Origin of the sequence: Thiobacillus denitrificans ATCC 25259, assembly GCF_000012745.1 — a bacterium.
Classification (GTDB): Bacteria; Pseudomonadota; Gammaproteobacteria; order Burkholderiales; family Thiobacillaceae; genus Thiobacillus; species Thiobacillus denitrificans_B.
The window spans coordinates 2244557-2264204 of sequence record NC_007404.1 but is presented as its reverse complement, the minus strand read 5'-3'; the positions used below and the strand labels follow the sequence as shown (position 1 = coordinate 2264204).

Annotated in this window: 23 protein-coding genes; 10 read left to right on the top strand and 13 right to left on the bottom strand. The window is 66.2% G+C overall.

Annotation, left to right across the window (positions count from 1 at the left end; genetic code table 11):
• The first annotated feature begins 25 nt into the window (after positions 1 to 25).
• From TBD_RS10945 to TBD_RS10935, 3 genes are all read left to right on the top strand, one after another.
• Positions 26 to 1171: an OmpP1/FadL family transporter gene (locus TBD_RS10945; protein WP_011312692.1), complete on the top strand. Its 1146-nt coding sequence runs from the start codon at positions 26 to 28 to the stop codon at positions 1169 to 1171.
• Between the two features lie 71 nt (positions 1172 to 1242).
• Positions 1243 to 1449 carry a YgaP family membrane protein gene (locus tag TBD_RS10940; RefSeq protein WP_011312691.1) on the top strand — a complete coding sequence of 69 codons (207 nt, stop codon included), beginning with the start codon at positions 1243 to 1245 and terminating at the stop codon, positions 1447 to 1449.
• Positions 1450 to 1557: 108 nt separating this feature from the next.
• Positions 1558 to 2163, top strand: coding sequence for a TetR/AcrR family transcriptional regulator (locus tag TBD_RS10935; protein ID WP_041432716.1), 606 nt, complete (start codon positions 1558 to 1560; stop codon positions 2161 to 2163).
• A 10-nt stretch (positions 2164 to 2173) separates the two neighbouring features.
• On the opposite strand, the gene TBD_RS10930 is transcribed toward TBD_RS10935, so the two are convergent.
• The 6 genes from TBD_RS10930 to TBD_RS10905 all read right to left on the bottom strand — a co-directional run bounded on the left by TBD_RS10930 (position 2174) and on the right by TBD_RS10905 (position 6329).
• Positions 2174 to 2791: a hypothetical protein gene (locus tag TBD_RS10930; protein WP_011312689.1), complete on the bottom strand. Its 618-nt coding sequence runs from the start codon at positions 2789 to 2791 to the stop codon at positions 2174 to 2176.
• Positions 2788 to 3930, bottom strand: a complete 1143-nt coding sequence (locus TBD_RS10925) for a hypothetical protein (RefSeq protein ID WP_011312688.1) — start codon at positions 3928 to 3930, stop codon at positions 2788 to 2790. Before TBD_RS10925 ends, TBD_RS10930 begins: the two co-directional genes overlap by 4 nt.
• Positions 3931 to 3938: 8 nt before the next feature.
• Positions 3939 to 4193 carry a DUF2249 domain-containing protein gene (locus TBD_RS10920; protein WP_011312687.1) on the bottom strand — a complete coding sequence of 85 codons (255 nt, stop codon included), beginning with the start codon at positions 4191 to 4193 and terminating at the stop codon, positions 3939 to 3941.
• A 152-nt stretch (positions 4194 to 4345) separates the two neighbouring features.
• Positions 4346 to 5626 carry a hypothetical protein gene (locus TBD_RS10915; protein ID WP_011312686.1) on the bottom strand — a complete coding sequence of 427 codons (1281 nt, stop codon included), beginning with the start codon at positions 5624 to 5626 and terminating at the stop codon, positions 4346 to 4348.
• Positions 5623 to 5880 (bottom strand): DUF2249 domain-containing protein, encoded by a 258-nt coding sequence (locus TBD_RS10910; protein WP_011312685.1) that lies wholly within the window; start codon positions 5878 to 5880, stop codon positions 5623 to 5625. Before TBD_RS10910 ends, TBD_RS10915 begins: the two co-directional genes overlap by 4 nt.
• 8 nt (positions 5881 to 5888) lie before the next feature.
• The gene (locus TBD_RS10905) at positions 5889 to 6329 is read right to left on the bottom strand and encodes a hemerythrin domain-containing protein (protein WP_011312684.1); all 441 of its coding nucleotides are present in this window, start codon (positions 6327 to 6329) and stop codon (positions 5889 to 5891) included.
• Positions 6330 to 6462: 133 nt separating this feature from the next.
• On the opposite strand from TBD_RS10905, the gene TBD_RS10900 reads away from it, so the two are divergent.
• Genes TBD_RS10900 through TBD_RS10890 form a run of 3 tightly spaced genes read left to right on the top strand, consistent with a single transcriptional unit; the run spans position 6463 to position 9410 of the window.
• A complete protein-coding gene (locus TBD_RS10900) occupies positions 6463 to 8493 on the top strand; it encodes a ribonucleoside triphosphate reductase (protein ID WP_011312683.1) in 2031 nt (676 codons plus the stop codon).
• Positions 8494 to 8509: 16 nt separating this feature from the next.
• A complete protein-coding gene (gene nrdD / locus TBD_RS10895; RefSeq protein ID WP_041432715.1) occupies positions 8510 to 8695 on the top strand; it encodes an anaerobic ribonucleoside-triphosphate reductase in 186 nt (61 codons plus the stop codon).
• A gap of 25 nt (positions 8696 to 8720) precedes the next feature.
• Complete coding sequence (locus tag TBD_RS10890; protein WP_011312682.1) at positions 8721 to 9410, top strand: anaerobic ribonucleoside-triphosphate reductase activating protein; 690 nt, start codon at positions 8721 to 8723, stop codon at positions 9408 to 9410.
• Here TBD_RS10890 and TBD_RS10885 read toward each other — a convergent pair.
• The 5 genes from TBD_RS10885 to glyA form a co-directional block, all read right to left on the bottom strand.
• Complete coding sequence (locus TBD_RS10885; RefSeq protein WP_011312681.1) at positions 9407 to 10153, bottom strand: class I SAM-dependent methyltransferase; 747 nt, start codon at positions 10151 to 10153, stop codon at positions 9407 to 9409. The genes TBD_RS10890 and TBD_RS10885 overlap by 4 nt on opposite strands.
• Positions 10150 to 11229, bottom strand: coding sequence for a bifunctional diaminohydroxyphosphoribosylaminopyrimidine deaminase/5-amino-6-(5-phosphoribosylamino)uracil reductase RibD (gene ribD, locus TBD_RS10880; RefSeq protein WP_011312680.1), 1080 nt, complete (start codon positions 11227 to 11229; stop codon positions 10150 to 10152). The genes TBD_RS10885 and ribD overlap by 4 nt, the downstream gene beginning before the upstream one ends.
• A gap of 113 nt (positions 11230 to 11342) precedes the next feature.
• Positions 11343 to 12086 carry a carbonic anhydrase gene (locus TBD_RS10875; protein WP_041432713.1) on the bottom strand — a complete coding sequence of 248 codons (744 nt, stop codon included), beginning with the start codon at positions 12084 to 12086 and terminating at the stop codon, positions 11343 to 11345.
• Positions 12087 to 12186: 100 nt separating this feature from the next.
• Entirely contained in the window at positions 12187 to 12663 is a 477-nt protein-coding gene (gene nrdR, locus TBD_RS10870) for a transcriptional regulator NrdR (RefSeq protein WP_011312678.1), read from the bottom strand.
• 125 nt (positions 12664 to 12788) lie between these two features.
• Positions 12789 to 14033 carry a serine hydroxymethyltransferase gene (glyA, locus tag TBD_RS10865; RefSeq protein ID WP_011312677.1) on the bottom strand — a complete coding sequence of 415 codons (1245 nt, stop codon included), beginning with the start codon at positions 14031 to 14033 and terminating at the stop codon, positions 12789 to 12791.
• A 93-nt stretch (positions 14034 to 14126) separates the two neighbouring features.
• Here glyA and TBD_RS10860 point away from each other — a divergent pair, with 93 nt between their 5' ends.
• Both TBD_RS10860 and coq7 read left to right on the top strand, forming a co-directional pair.
• A complete protein-coding gene (locus TBD_RS10860) occupies positions 14127 to 15197 on the top strand; it encodes a TRAP transporter substrate-binding protein (RefSeq protein WP_011312676.1) in 1071 nt (356 codons plus the stop codon).
• Positions 15198 to 15213: 16 nt separating this feature from the next.
• Positions 15214 to 15837 (top strand): 2-polyprenyl-3-methyl-6-methoxy-1,4-benzoquinone monooxygenase, encoded by a 624-nt coding sequence (gene coq7, locus TBD_RS10855; protein ID WP_011312675.1) that lies wholly within the window; start codon positions 15214 to 15216, stop codon positions 15835 to 15837.
• Between the two features lie 151 nt (positions 15838 to 15988).
• Here the strand turns inward: coq7 and TBD_RS10850 are convergent, their stop codons facing one another.
• Positions 15989 to 16591, bottom strand: coding sequence for an SAM-dependent methyltransferase (locus tag TBD_RS10850; protein WP_011312674.1), 603 nt, complete (start codon positions 16589 to 16591; stop codon positions 15989 to 15991).
• Between the two features lie 141 nt (positions 16592 to 16732).
• Positions 16733 to 17443 carry a hypothetical protein gene (locus TBD_RS10845; RefSeq protein WP_011312673.1) on the bottom strand — a complete coding sequence of 237 codons (711 nt, stop codon included), beginning with the start codon at positions 17441 to 17443 and terminating at the stop codon, positions 16733 to 16735.
• 327 nt (positions 17444 to 17770) lie between these two features.
• Between TBD_RS10845 and TBD_RS15240 the strand changes: the two genes are divergently transcribed.
• Both TBD_RS15240 and TBD_RS10840 read left to right on the top strand, forming a co-directional pair.
• Positions 17771 to 17899 carry a hypothetical protein gene (locus tag TBD_RS15240; protein ID WP_274378358.1) on the top strand — a complete coding sequence of 43 codons (129 nt, stop codon included), beginning with the start codon at positions 17771 to 17773 and terminating at the stop codon, positions 17897 to 17899.
• Positions 17900 to 18142: 243 nt separating this feature from the next.
• Positions 18143 to 19585: an EAL and HDOD domain-containing protein gene (locus TBD_RS10840; RefSeq protein WP_011312671.1), complete on the top strand. Its 1443-nt coding sequence runs from the start codon at positions 18143 to 18145 to the stop codon at positions 19583 to 19585.
• Positions 19586 to 19648: the final 63 nt, after the last annotated feature.

Genomic DNA, 19648 nt, shown 5'->3' with positions numbered 1-19648 from the left:
CCACCCCTGATCGAGGAGACTGAATATGAATAAGAAACTTTTTGCCGCCGTGTCGGCTGCATTGGCGGGCTTTGCCGCGAATGCTCACGCGACCAACGGCGACCAGATGCTCGGCGTCACCGCGACCCAGTGGGGCATGGGCGGCGCCATCGTCGCCGCGCCCCAGGACGCGGCCACTCTGCTGTACAACCCGGCGGGCCTCGCCACGCTCGGCATCAAGGACGTGCGCTTCGACATGGGCGTCGGCGTGCTCAACCCGCCGCGCAAGGTCAACGGCCAGGACAGCGATTCCGATTACTACCTAATGCCGGCGGGGGCGGTTGCGTTCAACGTCGACGACAAGCTGTTTCTGGGCCTCAACATGGGCGGCGTTTCCGGCAGCGGCGTCGATTTTGCCGACGTGCGGCCCTTGCTCGCGGGCACGCAGGCCGTGGTCACGACCAAGCAGTCCTACAAGATCGCCCCGGGCTTCGCCTACCGGTTCAGCGACCGGCTTGCGCTCGGGGCCGCGCTGCAGATCGGCTATCAGAGCCTGGCGATCCACAACAACGCCTTCACCCTGCCGCAGACCCAGGTCTACGGCGTCGGCATGAACGCGGGCGTGATCTATAAGTTCAACGAGGCTGTGCAGCTCGGCGCGAGCTGGACCAGCAAGACCAGCATGGACGAGTTCCAGTGGAACACCACCGCCGGCCCTTACAGCATGACGCTCGACATGCCGCAGGTCGTCGCGCTCGGCGTCGCCTTCCGGCCCATGCCGGGCTTGCTGATCGAGGCCGACGTGAAGCGCATCGGCTTCCAGGACGTGCTGGATCGAGTCCCCTTCGAGACCCCCGGCGGCGCGAGCACGATGAATTTCGGCTGGGACGACCAGACCGTTTATGCGATCGGCGTGCAGAAGCAGATCAACGACAAGACGACCGTGCGCGCGGGCTTCAACTACGGCAAATCGCCGATCGGTGAGGAAGACGTCGACAACAACATCGGCTCGCTGGCGATCACCGAGAAACATCTCTCGCTCGGCATCACGCGCGAATTCAGCGACAAGGTGTCCGGCTCGTTGGCCTATACCCGCGCTTTCCATAACGAGATCACCTCGAATACGGGAAGCAACACCACGATCGAGCTCGAGCAGAACATCGTCAATCTGCAGGTGAGTTACAAGTACTGAGCGGTGCGCCGGCTCCGGCCGGCCTCCGCGCATTTCCCGCCCCCCACGGGGCTTTTCACTCGGAGGTTCTCATGACCGTAGACCGTATCGTGCACCTGATGGCGGGCCTGATGGTGCTTGTCAGCATCGCACTCGCGCATTTCACCAACAATCCGGCCTGGCTCTGGCTGACCGCCTTCGTCGGAGCGAATCTCGCGCAGAGCGGCGTGACCGGCTTCTGTCCGCTCGCCTTCATGCTCAAGCGCGCCGGCGTCAGGGAAGGAGGCTGCTGCTCCTGAGGATCGTCCCCGCGCCCGCGGAATGCTCGCGGGCGTTCCGCGGTTCTTTGCCGTCCGGCCCCGGGGACGCTTAATATCCGGCAACCCAGGTCGCAACGATCGAGCCCGATGCCCGCAAAAAAAAGGAAATCCGCAGAAGTCCGTCGTCATGACGTGGTCGAGGCGGCCATGGAGATCATCCGCCACGAAGGCGTCGCCAAGCTCACCACGCGCTCGCTGTCGCAGGCGGTCGGCATCGCGCAGCCGACGCTGTTTCTCCACTTCGGCAGCAAGAGCCACGTCCTCGTCGCGCTGATCGACACCATCCAGGAGCGCCTGCAGCAGGAAATGGCGGGCCTCGGCCTTGCCCGGCTGCCGCCGCTCGAGCGCTTGAAGGCCGTGATCCGCGCGCACCTCAATTTCATCCAGCGCCAGCCCGGGATCCCGCGCCTGCTGTTCTCGGAGGAACTGCAAAGCGGCGATCCGGTGTTTCGCGCGCGCATGAACGGTCTCGTGCAGTTCTTTCTCGGCTTCATCGCCGACCTGATCGCCGCCGCGCAGGCCGAAGGCGAGATCCGGCCCGAAATCGTTCCGCAGCAGAACGCCTGCATCCTGATCGCGGCCGTTCAGGGGCTCGCATTTCGCTGGGTGCTTTCGGACAATCGCTTCGAACTGAGCGAGCAGGCCGACGCCGTCATCGCGACCTTCATCGACGGCTGGGCCGCGCGCCCCTAGCAGGGCGACTTCAATCCGCCGCGTCGATGCGACACTCGATCAGCGCCGGGTCGTCGCAATGGTCGATCAGGATGCGCTTGACCCGCAGCTGCCACTGTCGTCCGAATTCCTCGCGTTCCTGTGCGCTCGCCGTCCCGCTCAGCGCCGCGGCCATCAAGGCCTGCAGCGCAGGCTCGGCCGGCACCGTCTCGGGATGGTAGGCGAGCGTCGCCCGCGCGCCGGTGTCGAGACGAGTGACGCACATGTCGTCTGCGCCCGCCGCGTCGAAAGTCAATAGGTCGCGCCGCGCGTAGCGTCCGGCCAGCCCCTTGAACCCGCCGGTGCCGGCAGCACCCGTCACCAGGCCTGCGACGGCCGCGATCACGCCGGTCACGCCGGCGGACTGCGACGCCGCGAAGTCGACCCGGATGCCACCGCGCTCGGGCAACGCGTCCGGGTAGAGGCGCGCCAGCGCGGCGCGCGTCATCAGGTAGGCGCCCGCGACGGTCGGGCAGGAGTGGCCCGCGAGCTTGACCGCGTCGCCATAGCCGTACTCGATCCGCCCGCCGTCGGCGGCACCGAGAAATTCGGCGAGCGGGTCGTATACGGCGATGCGCGGTGCAGCGTCGAAAAAAGCCGGGGTGTTCATGAGGGCCTCCTTTTGCGAATGGACGTGCCGTGAGCCAACGCGAGCACGACTTGTAGCAGGAACAGGATCAGCACCGCGGCCGCGAGCACGAGCCCCCAGGCAAGGCCGACCCCGGCCGCGATCCCGCCGACGAGGAAGAGCCCAGCCCGCGCCCCGCCGTAGCGACCGAGGCGACGGCGCAGGTCGGCGTGCCACGGCCCCTGCTGACCGGGGCGCAGCCAAACGGGCAGCAACTGGCTGGCTGCGCCCGAGACGAGGGGCAGCAGAAAGCCGGCGACGAAGGCGAAGAGCGGTTGCGCGTCGAACGCGGCGAGAGCCGGAACGGCGTCGGCGACGCCGAAGCCCAAGCTCAGCGTCAGGCCGGCCCAGGCGGCACCGAGCAGCGGCGCGGCGCCGTGCAGCGAAAGGATGTCGGCGCGATAACGGCGCGCCCAGCGCCGCCCGACATGCAGCAGCACCGCCCCCCAGAGCAGCGCACCTAGCCAGGCGATCGGCTCCGCCCACGCCGCGCCGATCGCCGTCAGCAGCGTGCCGCCCAGGGCGAGCGGCAGATCGGCGCGCAGCCAGGGTCCCGCTTCGGGATCGGGCTTGCCGCTCGCGGTGGGCAGCAGGACCGCGAGCGTGCCGAGCGCGGTCATGCCGACGAAACCGATGGTGTTGAGGTGAACGTGGAGGCGACGCAGCGCACCCCACTGCTGCGGCCAGATCGCACCGGCAAGAATCGCCGCGAGCGCGAGAGTGAGACAGACGAGCGCGGCGTCGTACCAGGCGAGACCGGGGTGCGCCTGGCCGAGCATCGACCGTCGCCTGCCGCGGCTCCAGACGAATAGGGCAGTCGTCGCCATGAGGCCGAGCCCGGCCGCGGCGTGACGGGCGCCCGCGAAACGCGGGTCGACGAGCGAGCCGACGACGAGGGCGCCAGCGGCGATGGCCGCGAGCGGAATCGCGGCCAGCCGCGGCGGTGCGCCGCGGCTGCGCGTGAGCACCGGGATGAAGTGCGTCATCGCGCCGAATATCAGCGGCATGGCGCCGAGCGCAAATACCAGGTGCAGGACGGCGGCGCGCCCGCCGTGCGGCGACGCCAGCAAGGCCGCCGCGAACACCGTCAGGGCGAGCAATACCAGCGCCGGCAACACCATGGAAAGACTCAGTTGCGAATGAAGTCGATCACGATCTGCCCGGGCTCGCGCTGCAAGTACTGGATCTCGACCCCCTCGCCGTAGCGCGCGCGCAGTTGGTCGAGCAGCGGCAGCGGATCGTGGTCGTTGACGAAGCGCATGCGTTCCCCGGCATTGAGCGCGTCGAGCGCGCCGAAGATCGCGGCGTGGCGGAAGCGCTTGGCGATGCCGCGGGCGTCGAAGGGATAGACCTGATCCTGCCGAAGGTGGAGATGGGCACTCATGGCTGTCGTCCTATAGATGTAGATGGAATACTTATTATAACCCTGGCGCACGATTTGTATGTCGGACGCAGCCGCGCGATTTTCAGTCCGCGCCCAAAGCCCGGGAACGGGTCGAGCGCGGCGCCGGGGGAAGGATCAGGGGAATGCGGGACTTAGAGGAAGCGTCCGCCGTGGCGCCAAAAACGCCGCACGGCGGCCAGCAGATTGAGCCACAGCAACAGCGCCGATGCGGCGAGGGCCACGCCTGCCGCCGGCGTCCATTCCGCCCGGACGGCGGCGACGAGCAGCAGGCTGCAGGCGAGAAGGTGGAGGTAGAACTGGGCGCGCATCCAGCGTTCGCCGATCATCTCCTTCATCGTCGGTATGCTGCCGGCGCGCGCCTGCAGTTGCGCCTGGAGGTGGAACCAGGCGAGGAAGGGCACGATCTTGTAGAGCATGCCGCTCACGACGCTCACTGCGAAACCGGCGATGAACAGGATCCCGAGCAACATCGGATAGGCGTCGCTCGCGCGCCAGTCCGGGGCGAGGCGCGCGCCCAGCCACACCGCGACGCAGGCGATCAGGCTCGCCATGCCTACGCGCCAGTAGGCGAGTGTGACGTCGGGCAGCTTTCTGCGCCGCTTGGCCTGCAGCCTCAGCGTGATCAGCGCGAACAGCGTGATCACGCCGGCGACGCCGATTGCCGCGGCGGAGGCGGCGACCGGCAAGACCGTCGGCGCCACGGCATAGAGCAGCAGCAAGGCGAACAGGATGCCGCCGAGCCAGCGCCGCAGCGCGGGCGGATAAGGCGGCGTCATCTGGAACATCGGCACGACCTGGTAGGCGACGCCGATCACGAGCAGCAGCACCCAGCCCAGCAGCCCGAACGCGATGTGGGCGGTGACCACGGTGGGGACGCCAGGCAGCGTCCACCAGCCCATGCGCAGCAGCGCGAGCGCGCCGCCGAGAACGACCGTGAGCGCGAGGCCGAGGGCGGCGAGGCGCATGCCGCCGACTGTCGCGGAGTGCGCCGCGCGGGCGAGGCTCACGCTCGCGGCGAGCAGGAAGACCACGAGGCCGAAGCCGAGGAGGCCGACCGCGATGCCGAAGGCGACCGGCGCCGCGGTCAGGAATCCTGCCATCAGGGCGAGCGTACCGACGACGAGCGGCAGATGGACGAGCCAGGCGACCAGCCGCGGCCGCGGGACCTTCGCGCCGGCGACGACCGGCAGCATCTGTGTCAGCGCGCCGAGCATCGTCATCGCGAGGAATCCGAGCGTCAGGGCGTGGGTCAGTGCGAACGCATGCGGGGTCGAACGCGCCGCGAGCGCGTCGGGCGCCGCGACGATGAGAGCCGCGGCGAGCAGCAGGAACAATGGCGCGGTCAGGAAGAACCGCAGGGGAAGCGTGAACGGGGGAGCTTGATCGAAGGAAAGGCCGGCTTGCAAACTCATTCTCGGGCGGGCGGCGCGGTCGGGTCGTGGGAGGATCGAATGAGGATAACGTAATTCCCCTCGACGTCCTCGTGCGTCGCGTGCGCATAGCCCCGCTCGGCGAGCAGCTCGTAAAGCGGAAACGGCTCGCGATGCAGCAGCAGGCGGATCGTCTGCCCCGGACCCAGCGTGTCGAGCGCGTCCATGACGCGTTCGAGCGGCTCGGGTGCCGCCAGGCCGCGCGCGTCGACGAGGATTTCGTCCGACCCCTCCATGCGCAGTCTTACCGCGCCATGCCTTCCATGGTCCGGATCAGGCCGTCGCGTTCGCTGTTCAGCACCTGGTCGGACATCGGATAGAGCATGTTCTCCTCCTTCAGGTTGTGCTGCTGCATCAGCATGTTGAGCGTCTCGGACAGCCCGAGATAGCCGTCGCGGTTGCTCGCGGCGACCGCGTTGGCCATGTCGTCCATGAGTCCGCGCATCTGCACATGCTCCGAGCGCATGACCTGGGTCGGCCCGGCGGCCATGCCGGGGCGCTTCTCGAAGGCCGGGAACAGGACTTCTTCCTCCATCGTCAGGTGGTGTTCCATGGCCTCGTGGAAGCGCGTGAAGAGCGTGCGCGCGCTATCCCAGTTTTTTTGCGCCGCGGCCGCTTCGGCCGAGGCGAACAAGTCGTCGCAGGCGCGGTGGTCGGCGCCCAGAAAATCCACGATAGTGCTCATAGGTTTTCCTCCGTGATGGCTGAGTGGGGAGTGTAACAGGACAAGACAACCTGAAATTCATCTTGACCTTTAATCAACATGTTGTATCGTTACGCCGTGGTTGCCACAAAATATTGATACCGAGGAGAAACTCATGACGGATAGAGGTCGCGACACGGTTACGGTTTCAGCGCTGCGCGAGGTGCTCAAGCGCGACGGGCGGCGGGCGCCCTTCGACGCCGGAAAGATTCGCTCGGCGCTCCTGCGCGCGGGGCAGGCGAGCGGCGAATTCGGCGGCGACGAAGCCGACCTGCTGACCGCCCAGGTGGTCAAGGTGCTCGCGCACAGCTTCCGCAACACCCCGCCCGACATCGAGCGCATCCAGGACGTCGTCGAGCAGAGCCTGATCGCATCCAACCATTTCCAGACCGCGCGCGCCTACATCGCCTACCGCGAAAGCCACAAGAAGCTGCGCGAGGACCGCAAGACCGTCGTCGACGTCGAAGCGTCCATCAACGAGTACCTCTCGCGCCAGGACTGGCGCGTCAACGCCAACGCCAACCAGGGCTACTCGCTCGGCGGCCTGATCCTCAACGTCTCGGGCAAGGTCGTCGCGAACTACTGGCTCAACCACGTCTATCCGCCCGAGCTTGGCGAAGCCCACCGCGACGGCTCGATCCACGTCCACGACCTCGACATGCTGGCCGGCTACTGCGCCGGCTGGTCGCTGCGCACGCTACTCCACGAGGGCTTGAACGGTGTGCCCGGCAAGGTCGAGGCGGGGCCGCCCAAGCACATGTCGTCCGCTGTCGGGCAGATCGTCAATTTTCTCGGCACGCTGCAGAACGAGTGGGCCGGCGCGCAGGCGTTCTCGTCCTTCGACACCTACATGGCGCCCTTCATCCGCAATGACCGGATGAGTTACGCAGAGGTTCGCCAGTGCATCCAGGAATTGATCTACAACCTCAACGTGCCGTCGCGCTGGGGTACGCAGACGCCGTTCACCAACCTGACCTTCGACTGGACCTGCCCGGAGGATCTGCGCGAGCAGGTGCCGGTGATCGGCGGCAAGGAAATGCCCTTCACCTACGGCGAGCTGCAGGTCGAGATGGACATGATCAACCGCGCCTACATCGAGGTCATGACGACCGGCGACGCCAAGGGCCGCGTCTTCACCTTCCCGATCCCGACCTACAACATGACGCCGGACTTTCCCTGGGAATCGGAAAACGCCGGCCGCCTGTTCGCGATGACGGCACGCTACGGCCTGCCGTACTTCCAGAATTTCATCAATTCGGAAATGAAGCCGAACCACATCCGCTCGATGTGCTGCCGCCTGCAGCTCGACCTGCGCGAACTCCTCAAGCGTGGAAACGGCCTCTTCGGCTCGGCCGAGCAGACCGGATCGGTCGGTGTCGTCACGGTCAACTGCGCGCGCCTGGGCTACGAGTACAAAGGCGACGAGGCGGGCCTGCTGCGCCGTCTCGACGCCTTGCTCGACATGGCGAGGAACGGCCTCGAGATCAAGCGCAAGGAAATCCAGCGCCTGATGGACAACGGCCTCTTCCCCTACACCAAGCGTTATCTCGGCACGCTGCGCAATCACTTCTCGACTGTCGGCGTCAACGGCGTCAATGAGATGATCCGCAACTTCACCGCGGATGAGCACGACATCACCACGGTATGGGGCCACGACTTCGCGGTGCGCCTGCTCGACCACATCCGTGGCCGGATCGCGGCCTTCCAGGAAGAGACCGGCCACATGTACAACCTCGAGGCGACGCCGGCCGAAGGCACGACCTACCGCTTCGCGAAGGAAGACGCCAAGCGCTATCCGGGCATCCTGCAGGCCGGCGCCGAGGGCGCGCCGTATTACACCAACTCGACGCAGCTTCCGGTCGGCTTCACCGACGACGCGTTCGAGGCGCTCGAGCGCCAGGACGAGCTGCAGCGCAAGTACACCGGCGGCACCGTGCTGCATCTCTACATGTCGGAGCACATCTCGTCGGCCGAGGCGTGCAAGAACCTCGTGCGCCGCTCGCTCGAGCGCTTCAGCCTGCCCTACATCACGATCACGCCCACTTTCTCGATCTGTCCCAAACATGGCTACCTCGCCGGCGAACACGAGTTCTGTCCGAAGTGCGACGAGGAAGCCCTGTCGCGCAAGCGTGTTGTTTCAGCCTAAACCCAAGGAGACGAAGATGAACGATATGACAATCCCCCACAGCCTCGACGCCGCGGCCCTCAAGGACGAGGAGCGCACGCGCTGCGAAGTCTGGACCCGCGTCATGGGCTATCACCGGCCGGTGACGAGCTTCAACAAGGGCAAGCAGAGCGAGCACCGCGAGCGGCAATTCTTCGTCGAAGGCCGCTGCGCGCTCGGCTGATCTGTCCTTGGCGGCGAGCGCCAACATGCTCCGCGTCGGCGGCCTCACGCCGCTGTCCACCACCGACTGGCCCGGCATGCTGGCCGCGGTGGTGTTCTGCCAGGGCTGCCCGTGGCGCTGCGGCTACTGCCATAACCCCGACCTGATTCCGCCGCGCGGCGAACGCGAAATTCCGTGGGACGACGTCCTGTCCTTCCTTCGCCGTCGCCAGGGCCTGCTCGACGCCGTCGTGTTCTCGGGCGGCGAACCGACCTTGCAGGCCGGCCTCGTCGACGCAGTGCGTGAAGTGCGCGCGCTCGGCTTCAGGATCGGGCTGCATACCGGCGGCATGTACCCGAAGAAACTCGCCACCGTGTTGCCGTTTGTCGACTGGGTCGGCATGGACGTCAAGGCGCCGTTCGCCGACTACGCGCAGATCACCGCCGCGGCAGGCAGCGGAGAACCGGCGCTTGCCGGGCTGCAGACGCTGCTCGCATCGGGCGTTGCGCACGAAATCCGCACGACGGTGCATCCGGCGCTGCTGCCCGACTCCGCGCTGACCGCGCTGGCGCACGACCTCGCGGCACGCGGCGTCAAGCATTACGTGATCCAGGCGTTCCGCAGTCAGGGCTGCGCGAACGCGGCGCTCGGCCGCAGCGCGACGCGCGAGCGCCCGCTGCACGACGTCGGCGAGCAATTCGCCGATCTCTTCACAGATTTTTCGGTGCGCAGCTAGACCCGTCCGACGCGCAGGAACAGCGGCCAGCGCAAGGTCATGGCCGCGTTCGCATCGCCCCACAGCGGCGCGAGTTCGGCGTTCAGCGCCGGCAAGGGGTCGCGTCCCCGCGCGGTCTGGAAGCGCTTCACGGCGGACCAGGTCGAGAGATAGTCGATGAGCCGCGGGAGCGTCCACGCGACTTCGATCGCGAACGCTGGCGGCGGGATTTCGACAAACGGAAAATCGAGGCCGCGGTAGGCGTCGTCGATCAGCGCCCGTTCCGCGGGCCAGTAGGGACCGACCGTCTCGGCGTAGAAATACCGCAGCGGCGCGTCCATCGCACCCGGCAGCACGATGCGGCCGTAGCCCCAGAGCGCCGCGACGCCGGCGGGCTTCAGCACGCGCGCGACCTCGGCGTAAAAGCGCGGCAGATCGAACCAGTGCGCGGCCTGTGCGACCGTGACGAGGTCGACGCTGCGCTCGGCGAGCCCGCTCGCCTCCGCGGTCGCGACTCGGTAATCGACCCCTGGATGCGGCGTGGCGTGACGGACCTGCTCGGCCGATGCGTCGCTCGCGACGACACGTGGGAAATGCGCCGCGAGCCCGCGTGCGGCCTGGCCGCTTCCGGTCGCGCAGTCCCAGGCGAGGCGGCGTTCCGCACAGAGGCTAGAGAGCCAGGCGAAGAGCGTGGCGGGATAGTCGGGCCGGTATGCCGCGTAGCCTTCGGACCCCGACGAGAAATGGTCCTTGAAGCCCGTCATGCCGGCAGCAGGGTCAGGCGCAGGTCGCCGCCGATCTGCCGCAGGTCTTGCAACCGGAAACGCGCGGCCTCGGCGAGCGTGGCGAGCGGCGCGTGGGCGAACAGCCCGCGCGCGTCATCGCCGACCGCGAGCGGCGCGAGGTAGGCGACCCACTCGTCGACCAAGCCGGCCGCGAGCAGCGCGCCGTTCAGCGCCGCACCGGCTTCGACGTGGACTTCGTTGACGCCGCGCTGCGCGAGGAGCGCGAGCAGCGCGGCGAGGTCGACGCGGCCATCTACGCCCGGCATCTCGATCACCTCCGCCCCCGCCGCTTCGAGCGCCGTCCGCGTAGCCGGCGAGGCGTCGCGGCAGGCGACGAGCGCGGGCAGGATCGCCGCGCTGGCCGGCGTGCGCAGGGTCGAATCGACGACGACGCGTAGCGGCGCCCGGCCGATGTCGAAGTCACGCACGTTCATGCGCGGATCGTCGGCGAGCACCGTGCCGCTGCCGGTCAGGATTGCGCAGGCGCGCGCGCGCAGTCTTTGGACGTCGGCGCGTGCGGCCTCGCCGGTGATCCACTGCGAGGCGCCGTTGGCGAGCGCGGTCTTGCCGTCCAGCGTCGACGCGGTCTTGAGCCGCACCCAGGGACGGCGCCGCGTCATGCGCGAAACGAAGCCGGGATTGAGCGCGCGCGCCTCGGCCTCCATCAACCCGACCTCGGCCGCGATCCCCGCGAGCGTCAGCATCGAAATGCCACCGCCGGCGACCAGCGGGTTGGGATCGGTCATCGCCGCGACGACGCGGCTGACGCCGGCGTCGATGAGCGCCTCCGCGCAGGGCGGCGTGCGGCCATGGTGCGAGCAGGGCTCGAGCGTGACGTAGGCCGTTGCGCCGCGCGCGGCTTCGCCCGCGGCGCGCAGGGCATGGATTTCGGCGTGCGGCGTGCCGGCGCGTTCGTGCCAGCCTTCGCCGACGATGCGATCATCCTTGACGAGGACGCAGCCGACGCGCGGATTGGGGCTCGTCGTGAAAAGCCCGCGCGCCGCGAGTTGCAGGGCGCGCGACATGAAACGGGAATCGGCGGCGGTAAATCTCATCGACGTGCGGAGCAGATACGAAACCGCGTGAACAGTAGCACGGCGGGCCCGCTCTGCGCAGCGTGACAGATCCCCTGGCGCGCCCCCGCCGTGCGGCGAACGCCCCGCGGCAATCAGGGGTGGTCGATCACCTGCCGGCCGTGCAGCGCCTGCACCGGGCGGGCGTTGTGCGGGTAGAGCGTGCGCAACTGGCCGATCTGTGCACGCGAGGCCTCGACCGGGGTCTTCAGCACATACCAGGCGACACCCTCCGAACACGGCGGCGTCGTCAGCGAGCCCTGGAAGTGGTAGTAGGCGTGCTGCTTGGGCAGCAGGTCGGCCGGGTTGAACTGCACGCCTTCGACCTTATGCTCCGGCCCTGCGCCGAGCGGCATGTTGTCGAACACGGTCTTCAGCGCAGCGTTTTCGCGGCCGGCCTTGAATAGCACGGCGACCGCGGCGAGTTTCCCGGAAGCGTCCTTGTGGACCAGATGCGCAACCATGTCGTAGGCCTTGCCGCGCACACGTTCCTCGCTCGGCGTATGGAAGTGGAACTGGGCGAGCGCGTAGCGATGGCCGCCGATCGTCAGCGTGCCCGCATCCGATTCGTCGACCTGCACGGTATGGCCGTTGTTGATCAGACGAAGCGGCGTCGCCTGATAACGGAAATCGAGGTCCGGCGCGTCGGCCCTCGGCGTCGCGTCGCGGATGTCGATCGGCGATTGCGCGTGGCCGAGCGCGCATTCGGCAAAGCCCTTGTCGAGTTGGGCCCAATGCGTGGGGCCGTGCTCGCCCTCGTAGGTCCAGTGCGATCCCGGTGCCGCGGCAGCGGCGAAGCTTAGAGAGGACAGAAGGGCGGCGGACAGGCGAAGCAGCATGCGTTTTCTCCATGTGAGGGTAAGAAACAGCATGCGCGAAGTCCTGTCGCGCGCGCGTCAAGGCGGCGTCAGCGGGACGTCAAGGCCGCGCTCCGGCAGCCTAGGCGGGATCGTCGCCGGCTTGCGGTCCCTGCGCGAGGTCCTCGAGCACGTCGCGGAAATCGTCAGGGTCCTTGAAGCTTTTGTAGACCGACGCGAAGCGGATGTAGGCGATCTTGTCGAGCTTCTTCAACTCGGTCATCACGAGCTCGCCGACCTCGCGCGCCGGCACCTCGCGCTCGCCGAGCGTTAGGAGGCGCTGGCGGATGCGGTCGACGGCCGCATCGACGAGTTCGGTCGAAACGGGACGCTTGTGCAGCGCGCGGCGAAAGCCCTCACGCAGCTTGGTTTCGGAAAAATCCTCGCGTGTGCCGTTGGTCTTGACGATCTGCGGCGGCCGCAATTCGGCGGTCTCCCAGGTCGTGAAGCGCTTGTCGCAGGCGGCGCAGCGCCGGCGCCGGCGAATCGCGTCGCCGGCCTCGTTCGCGCGCGAGTCGATGACCTGGGTGTCGAGGGAGCCGCAGAAGGGACATTTCATGGTTAGGGGTCGGGATCCAGGGGTCAGGGGTCAGAGGGTTTTGCGCGGCATGGCCGCGTTCATATTCAAGGAAACGCGAAGCAACATTCCCTGATCCCCGAATCCCGACCCCGGACCCCTGGGCCTCAGCCGTAAACCGGAAACTTCGCCGTCAGCTTCGCCACTTCACCCTTCACACGCTCGACGACGGCCTCGTCGTTCGGCGCGTCAAGGACGTCGGCGATCAGGTGGGCGAGCTGCTCGGCTTCGAGTTCGGTGAAGCCGCGCGTCGTCATCGCCGGCGTGCCGATGCGGATGCCGCTCGTGACAAAGGGCTTCTGCGGATCGTTGGGGATCGCGTTCTTGTTGACGGTGATGTGCGCGCGGCCCAGGAGCGCCTCGGCTTCCTTGCCGGTCAGGTTCTTCGCGCGCAGGTCGACGAGGAACACGTGGCTCTCGGTGCGGCCCGAGATGATCCGGAGGCCGCGCTCGACGAGTACCTTGCACATCACGAGCGCGTTATCGATCACCTGTTCCTGGTAGCGCTTGAAGTCCTTGGTCGCCGCTTCCTTGAACGCGGTCGCCTTGCCGGCGATGACGTGCATGAGCGGGCCGCCCTGCAGGCCGGGAAAGATCGCGCTGTTGATCGCCTTCTCGTGTTCGGCCTTCATCAGGATGATGCCGCCGCGCGGGCCGCGCAGCGTCTTGTGCGTGGTCGAAGTGACGACGTCGGCGTGCGGCACCGGGTTGGGGTAGAGGCCGGCGGCGATCAGGCCCGCGTAGTGCGCCATGTCGACCATGAAGATCGCACCGATTTCCTTCGCGATCTTGGCGAAGCGCTCGAAGTCGATCCTGAGCGCGTAGGCCGAGGCGCCGGCGATGATCAGTTTCGGCTTGTGCTCGCGCGCGAGCCGTTCCATCGCTTCGTAGTCGATCTCTTCCTTTTCGTTGAGGCCGTAGGCGACGACGTTGAACCATTTGCCGCTCATGTTGAGCGCCATGCCGTGCGTCAGGTGGCCGCCCTCGGCGAGGCTCATGCCCATGATCGTGTCGCCGGGCTTCAGGAAGGCCATGAACACGGCCTGGTTCGCCTGCGAGCCCGAGTTCGGCTGTACGTTCGCCGCCTCGGCGCCGAACAGCGCCTTGACGCGATCGATCGCGAGCTGTTCGACGATGTCGACGTATTCGCAGCCGCCGTAGTAGCGCTTGCCGGGATAGCCCTCGGCGTACTTGTTGGTGAGCTGCGAGCCCTGCGCCTGCATCACCGCCGGGCTCGTGTAGTTCTCCGACGCGATCAGCTCGATGTGATCCTGCTGGCGGCGGTCTTCCTGCTGGATCGCGGCCCACAGGTCGGGATCGGTTTTGGCGAGGGTGTCTTGGCGGTTGAACATGGCAGAGGGGGGGGGGCTTGAGAGGCGGCGATTTTATCACGCGGCGGTTTCGTCGAAGCGGCTCGTATAATCGGCGAAAAACCGGGACCAAGCATGCAAAGACGAGATTTCCTGAGCGGCGCCGCGGTCGCCGCCGTGCTGCCCGTGAGCGCACGGGCAGCGACCGAGCCCGTCGTCCGCTGGCGCCTCGCGTCGAGCTTTCCGAAGAGCCTAGACACGATCTACGGCGCCGGGGAGACGCTGGCCAAGCGCGTCGCCGCGCTGACCGGCGGAAAGTTCCAGATCCGCGTCTTCGCCGGCGGCGAACTGGTGCCCGGCCTGCAGGTGCTCGACGCGGTCGGCAACGGCACGGCCGAATGCGGCCATTCGGCGGGCTATTACTACGTCGGCAAGAACCTCGCGCTCGCGTTCGACACGGCGGTGCCCTTCGGCCTCACGGCGCGCCAGCAGAACGCCTGGATGTACGCGGGCGGCGGCATCGAGGCGCTGCGCAAGCTCTACGCCAAGTACAAGGTCCTGCAGTTCCCGGGCGGCAACACCGGCACCCAGATGGGCGGCTGGTTCAGGAAGCCGATCAAGTCGCTCGCCGATCTGCGCGGGCTCAAGATGCGCATCCCGGGCATCGGCGGCCAGATCATGGCGAAGCTCGGCGCCGTGCCGCAGACCCTGCCCGGCGGCGACATCTATCCTGCGCTCGAACGCGGCGCGCTCGACGCGGCCGAATGGGTCGGGCCCTACGACGACGAGAAGCTCGGCTTCCACAAGATCGCGAAGCACTACTACTACCCCGGCTGGTGGGAGGGCGGGCCGCAGCTCTCGTTCTACGTCAACCAGACGGCGTGGCAGGCTTTGCCAGAGCTGTACCGACAGGCGTTCGAGGCCGCGGCGGCCGAAGCCAACCAGCTCATGCTCGCGCAGTACGACGCCAAGAATCCGCCAGCCTTGCTGCGGCTGGTCGGGCAGGGCGTCAAGCTTCATCCTTACCCCAAGGATGTGATGCTCGCGGCGCGGCGCGCGACCTTCGAGCTCTACGAAGCCGAGGCGAAGACCAACGCCGACTTCGCCGCGATCTACCGGCCGTGGAAGGCTTTCCGCGACACCGAATTCCAGTGGTTCAAGGTCAACGAGGCGGCCTACGCCAACTTCAACTACTACGTGAAGTGACCCGACAGGAGCAAACATGAATCGACTCGACCAACTGATCAGCACCTTCGATCTGGGTCTGCGCACGGTTTTCGCGACGCCGCACGCGGGCCGCCCCTATCCGGGCAGTCCGCAGGAGGCGGAGCTGAGCGAAACCGAGCGCGCGCACGCCGCCGCGCTCATGCGCGTCAACCACGTCGGCGAGGTCTGCGCGCAGGCGCTCTACGCCGGCCAGGCGTTGACCGCGAAGAACGCGCAGGTGCGCAGCGAACTCGAACGCGCCGCGCGCGAGGAAACCGACCACCTGGCGTGGTGTGAGCAGCGCATCGACGAACTCGGCGGCCGCAAGAGCCTGCTCAATCCGCTCTGGTTCGGCGGGGCGTTCGGCATCGGCGTCGTCGCCGGCCTGCTCGGCGACAAATGGAATCTCGGCTTTCTCGCCGAAACCGAGCGTCAGGTCGAAGCGCATCTCGACGGCCATCTGCAAAAACTCCCCGAGGCCGATGCCAAAAGCCGCGCCGTGGTCGAGCAGATGAAGCTCGACGAAGCGCAGCACGCGCAAATCGCGATCGCCCACGGTGGCGCGTCACTGCCGCCGCCAGTGAAATGGGCAATGCGCTTCGCTGCGGATGTGATGCGGCAGACAGCCAGCCGGATCTAGCGTGTGGGACCGATCGCCTGAGGCGTTGACGCAAGCCCTGCCCGGTCGCGCATGACATCAGGGTTATCTACACGCTTGAACATACGAGGCACGCGATCCGGCCCCCGCTTGCTGGCAGCTGTCGGCCCGGCGGAAGGACCATGCTCCAGCTTCAGGCGGCTCGCTTCTGCGCTACGGCTGTGCAGAAGCGCTTGAGCGTGTTTTGGGGGGCCTCGAAATCGGCGAACTCCATGCGCTCGATCGTCCAGCCTGCGAATCGGTGTTGCAATTCTGACGGGGCGAAGAGGCAGTGATCCAATGGATCGAACATCTCGAGGTAGGTCGTCCCCTCGACGAGGACATTGATGACAGCGACCCCGCCGGGGCGCACGTGGGCCTGCAAATCTGCCAAGACCCGAAATGCCGTTGAGCAGTTGAAGAACATCAGCAGGCCGATGGAGACGACGCAGTCGTATTCGCGCGTCAGCGGGTAGTCACGCAGGTCGGCAAGGGACGCGAACACCGAAGCGCCTTCCGTAGCGGCGCGGCAACGGATGTGTTCGATGGCGGCCGGACTGCCATCGAGAGCCGTGACCGTGCAACCCCTGCCCGCCGCGGCGAAGGCGAGATTGCCCAGGCCGCAACCGAAATCGAGCACGTCGCCCGTAAGGTAGGGAAGCGCGAGCGCCTCGAACGGGTTAAGTTTCAGTGCAACGTCATTCGGCTGACGGCGGAACTGCTCATCGAAGAATGCAATGCTCCGGTTCTCGTTCATGGTTGCATGCGTCTCCTTCAAGGGGGTTTTTGCGATCCGTAACGTGGAGCGAGACGCGGGGAGCCCCGGGCTGAACGTTGTTGGATCAGGCCATCACGAAATCCAGCGGTGGCCTCCTACTCGTCATTTACGCCGATATCGCTAGCGTTCCAGTTCGACGAGATGAGGCAGAATCTCGGCGTTCCTTTGCACATGAAAGATGAAACGCGGTACGTCGCGTTCAGTGGTCTGTGCCATGAAAGGCTCACCCCAGAAGCTCAGTAACGCTTCCGTTCCACCGCTTAATTGGCTATCGGCGAGAATATAGGAAACGGTCTTGCTCAAGTTGCGCCAGCGGGGTTCCCTGACCTTTGCAGAACCCGAGCATGCGGCAATCTTGGGCTGTATGAATTGTTGCCATAAATCCTTCTGGCCCTCGTCGAGAATGAACTGAATCGAGGACACCATCGGGTTGTCTATCGCCGGGCGCAGCAAGGAATCGAACAGTGGCTGTGTCCTATACATCGACAGGCAGACATTGAACCAGATCGTGTCGCCGCTCATGTGCTTGATGAATTGCTCGTTCGCGGAACGCAGGTGGCGTGGGCCGACGAGAATTACATCGGGATGCTTTAGCACCGACTGGATTCTGTTAACCGCCCGTGCCGTGCGATCGACTTGTTCGGCGGTCAGTTCGTTGTTTCTGGTATGCCGCAAGAAGTTGATGAATAGTAGGGCTATTAGAGCAAGCACGATCGGCAAGATGACTCGCTCGTCGACGAAATGCAAAAGATGTAGAACGATCGCCGCCACGGCAGCCACGATTCCTGCGATCGCATCCCATTCAAGACTGAGGAATTTCCTGATTTTCATGCGTCTCCCAACGCGGAGTCGAAACTGAACCGCTGTACGTCAAAAAACCAAGGGTGCATAAGACGCGCCCTTTTGATGGTGAGCCGTTGTTCTATTGAATATGCTCGCTGATAGGGAGCGCCTATGCAATCGTCAAATATCCTGGCTAGATGCCTCGGCGGTGTGGCAGGTGAGGGATCCGGGGGAGATTCTTTCAGATGCACATGATATTCATCGGGTCATGGAATAAAGCCACCGATTTCGGCGTATCGGCCTATGATCGGTCTGGGTTGAGTTGCGTTTACAGACCCAGCCGAATACTTTCTGAGGCACTGCAAGGAGAATCCCATGGCAAAAGGCCAGTTACGCGGTAACAAGGAAGCCAAGAAGCCGAAGAAGCCGAAACAGCTCGTCGTTCCGATCGGCTCGTTAATCACGCCGCCCAAGGCGCCTGCACCGGCCAAAAACCGGCATTGATCGCCGATGTCGAGTGAGTGAAGCGCCACCTTCGAGGTGGCGTTTTTACGTCCGGCGTTTCTGCGCGTCGAGCGCTGTTCCGCCCCGCCCGTCCGCTCTTCGGCGACGTAAGATTTCGCGGCATAGGTCGAGGCCCGGCTGCCGGACGGGGGCAGACTGGGCGACAATGGCGGGCTCCGGCCGGCTCGATCGAGGCGGCGTAACGGCGGCGCAGGACGCCAGGCTTGGGATGGAATCGTACGAATGAAATCGCTGACGGGCAGGGGCTCGATACTGGATCGTCTGATCCGGGCGCTCGGCGGCACGGGGCGGGTGCGCAAGGAGGTCGAGCGCAGCGGGCTCTTCGCGTCCCGAACGCAGGAGGCGGCGTTTCGCAAGCTGGAGGCGGCGGCGCCGCTCGTCACCGAGGCGCACCATGCGCCGGTTCCCGTCGTGACGCATTCGAGCACGCCGCTCGCGCTGAACAGCCCGTCGATCGTGCGGCGGGAGGCGATACTCGGGCGGAACACGCGGGTCGCCGGCTACGTGTTCAGCCTGGTGTACCAGGCCAATGCGCGGGTGCAGGCCTCCAGCGTCAGCGTGCAGCGCCTCTATGATCAGGTGCTGCTGCGCAATCTGCAGGCCATCGGGATCCGCCGTCTGCTCGAGCACCGCCTGGCTTTCATCGACGTGTCGGCGAGTTCGCTCGAGACGCCTGTGGTCGAGGAAATGCCGGCGCAAGGCACCGTCTACCTATTCGGCGCGAATGACGGTCTTGCCCGCCCGCATAACGCGACCCTCGCGCGCCTCAGGGCGAAGGGATACCGCATCGGCTTGCGCAGTCGAGGGGCGACCCCCATGCCGGGCCTGGATCAACTCGACTTCCTGCTGATCGACATCGCTGCCGGCGACCTGCCGTCCATCAGGGACCAGATGCAGGCGGCCGTCGCGCGGGCGCCGAAGATCCGCTTCGTCGCCGCCAATGTGCAGACCCAGGAAGAATACCGGGCCTGTGCGGGCCTGCCTTTCTCGTATTACCAGGGCCCATTCATCACGAGCCGCGAACAGCTAGACGGCCCCGTCGTCGATGCAGGGCGCGCGAGGATCCTCGAGGTATTGAATGCGTTGCGCGGCGACGCCGAGGTGGGCGAGCTTGCGGCACTGATCAAGCAGAACCTCGCCCTGTCCTACAAGCTGCTGCGCTACATCAATTCTCCCGGGATGGGGCTGAGTCGTACGATCGTCGCCCCGGAACCGGCCTTGCTCGTGCTCGGACGGCAGAAGCTGTATCGCTGGCTCGCCATCCTGCTCTTCACCAGCGGTAAGACGCCCGGGCTCGACTGGGCCGTCATGGAGAACGCCTTGGTCCGCGCCCGGCTCGCCGAGTTGCTCGCCGAGTGCACGGGTGACCTGACGCCCGGCGAGCGCGACGAACTGTTCGTCGCGGGCATGTTCTCGCTGCTGGATGTCGTTCTCTCCGCGCCGCTCGATGCGGTCCTGCAAAAGGTCAAGCTGCCTGCACCGGTCAGCGACGCCTTGCTCGAGCGCGAGGGGAAATACGCGCCCTATCTCGCCTTGGCGATCGCCTGCGAGGAGTCGGACGACCTCAACATCGCGACGCTCGCGCAGGGCATCGGCCTCGACATGTGGCGGGTCAACAGTTTTCACCTCGACGCCATGCTCTGGGCACAGCAGATCGGGGATTAGCGTCGAAACGCTGCGCCCGGTTGTGCAGGCGCGAGGGGCGATGCATCATGCATGCAGAAACCC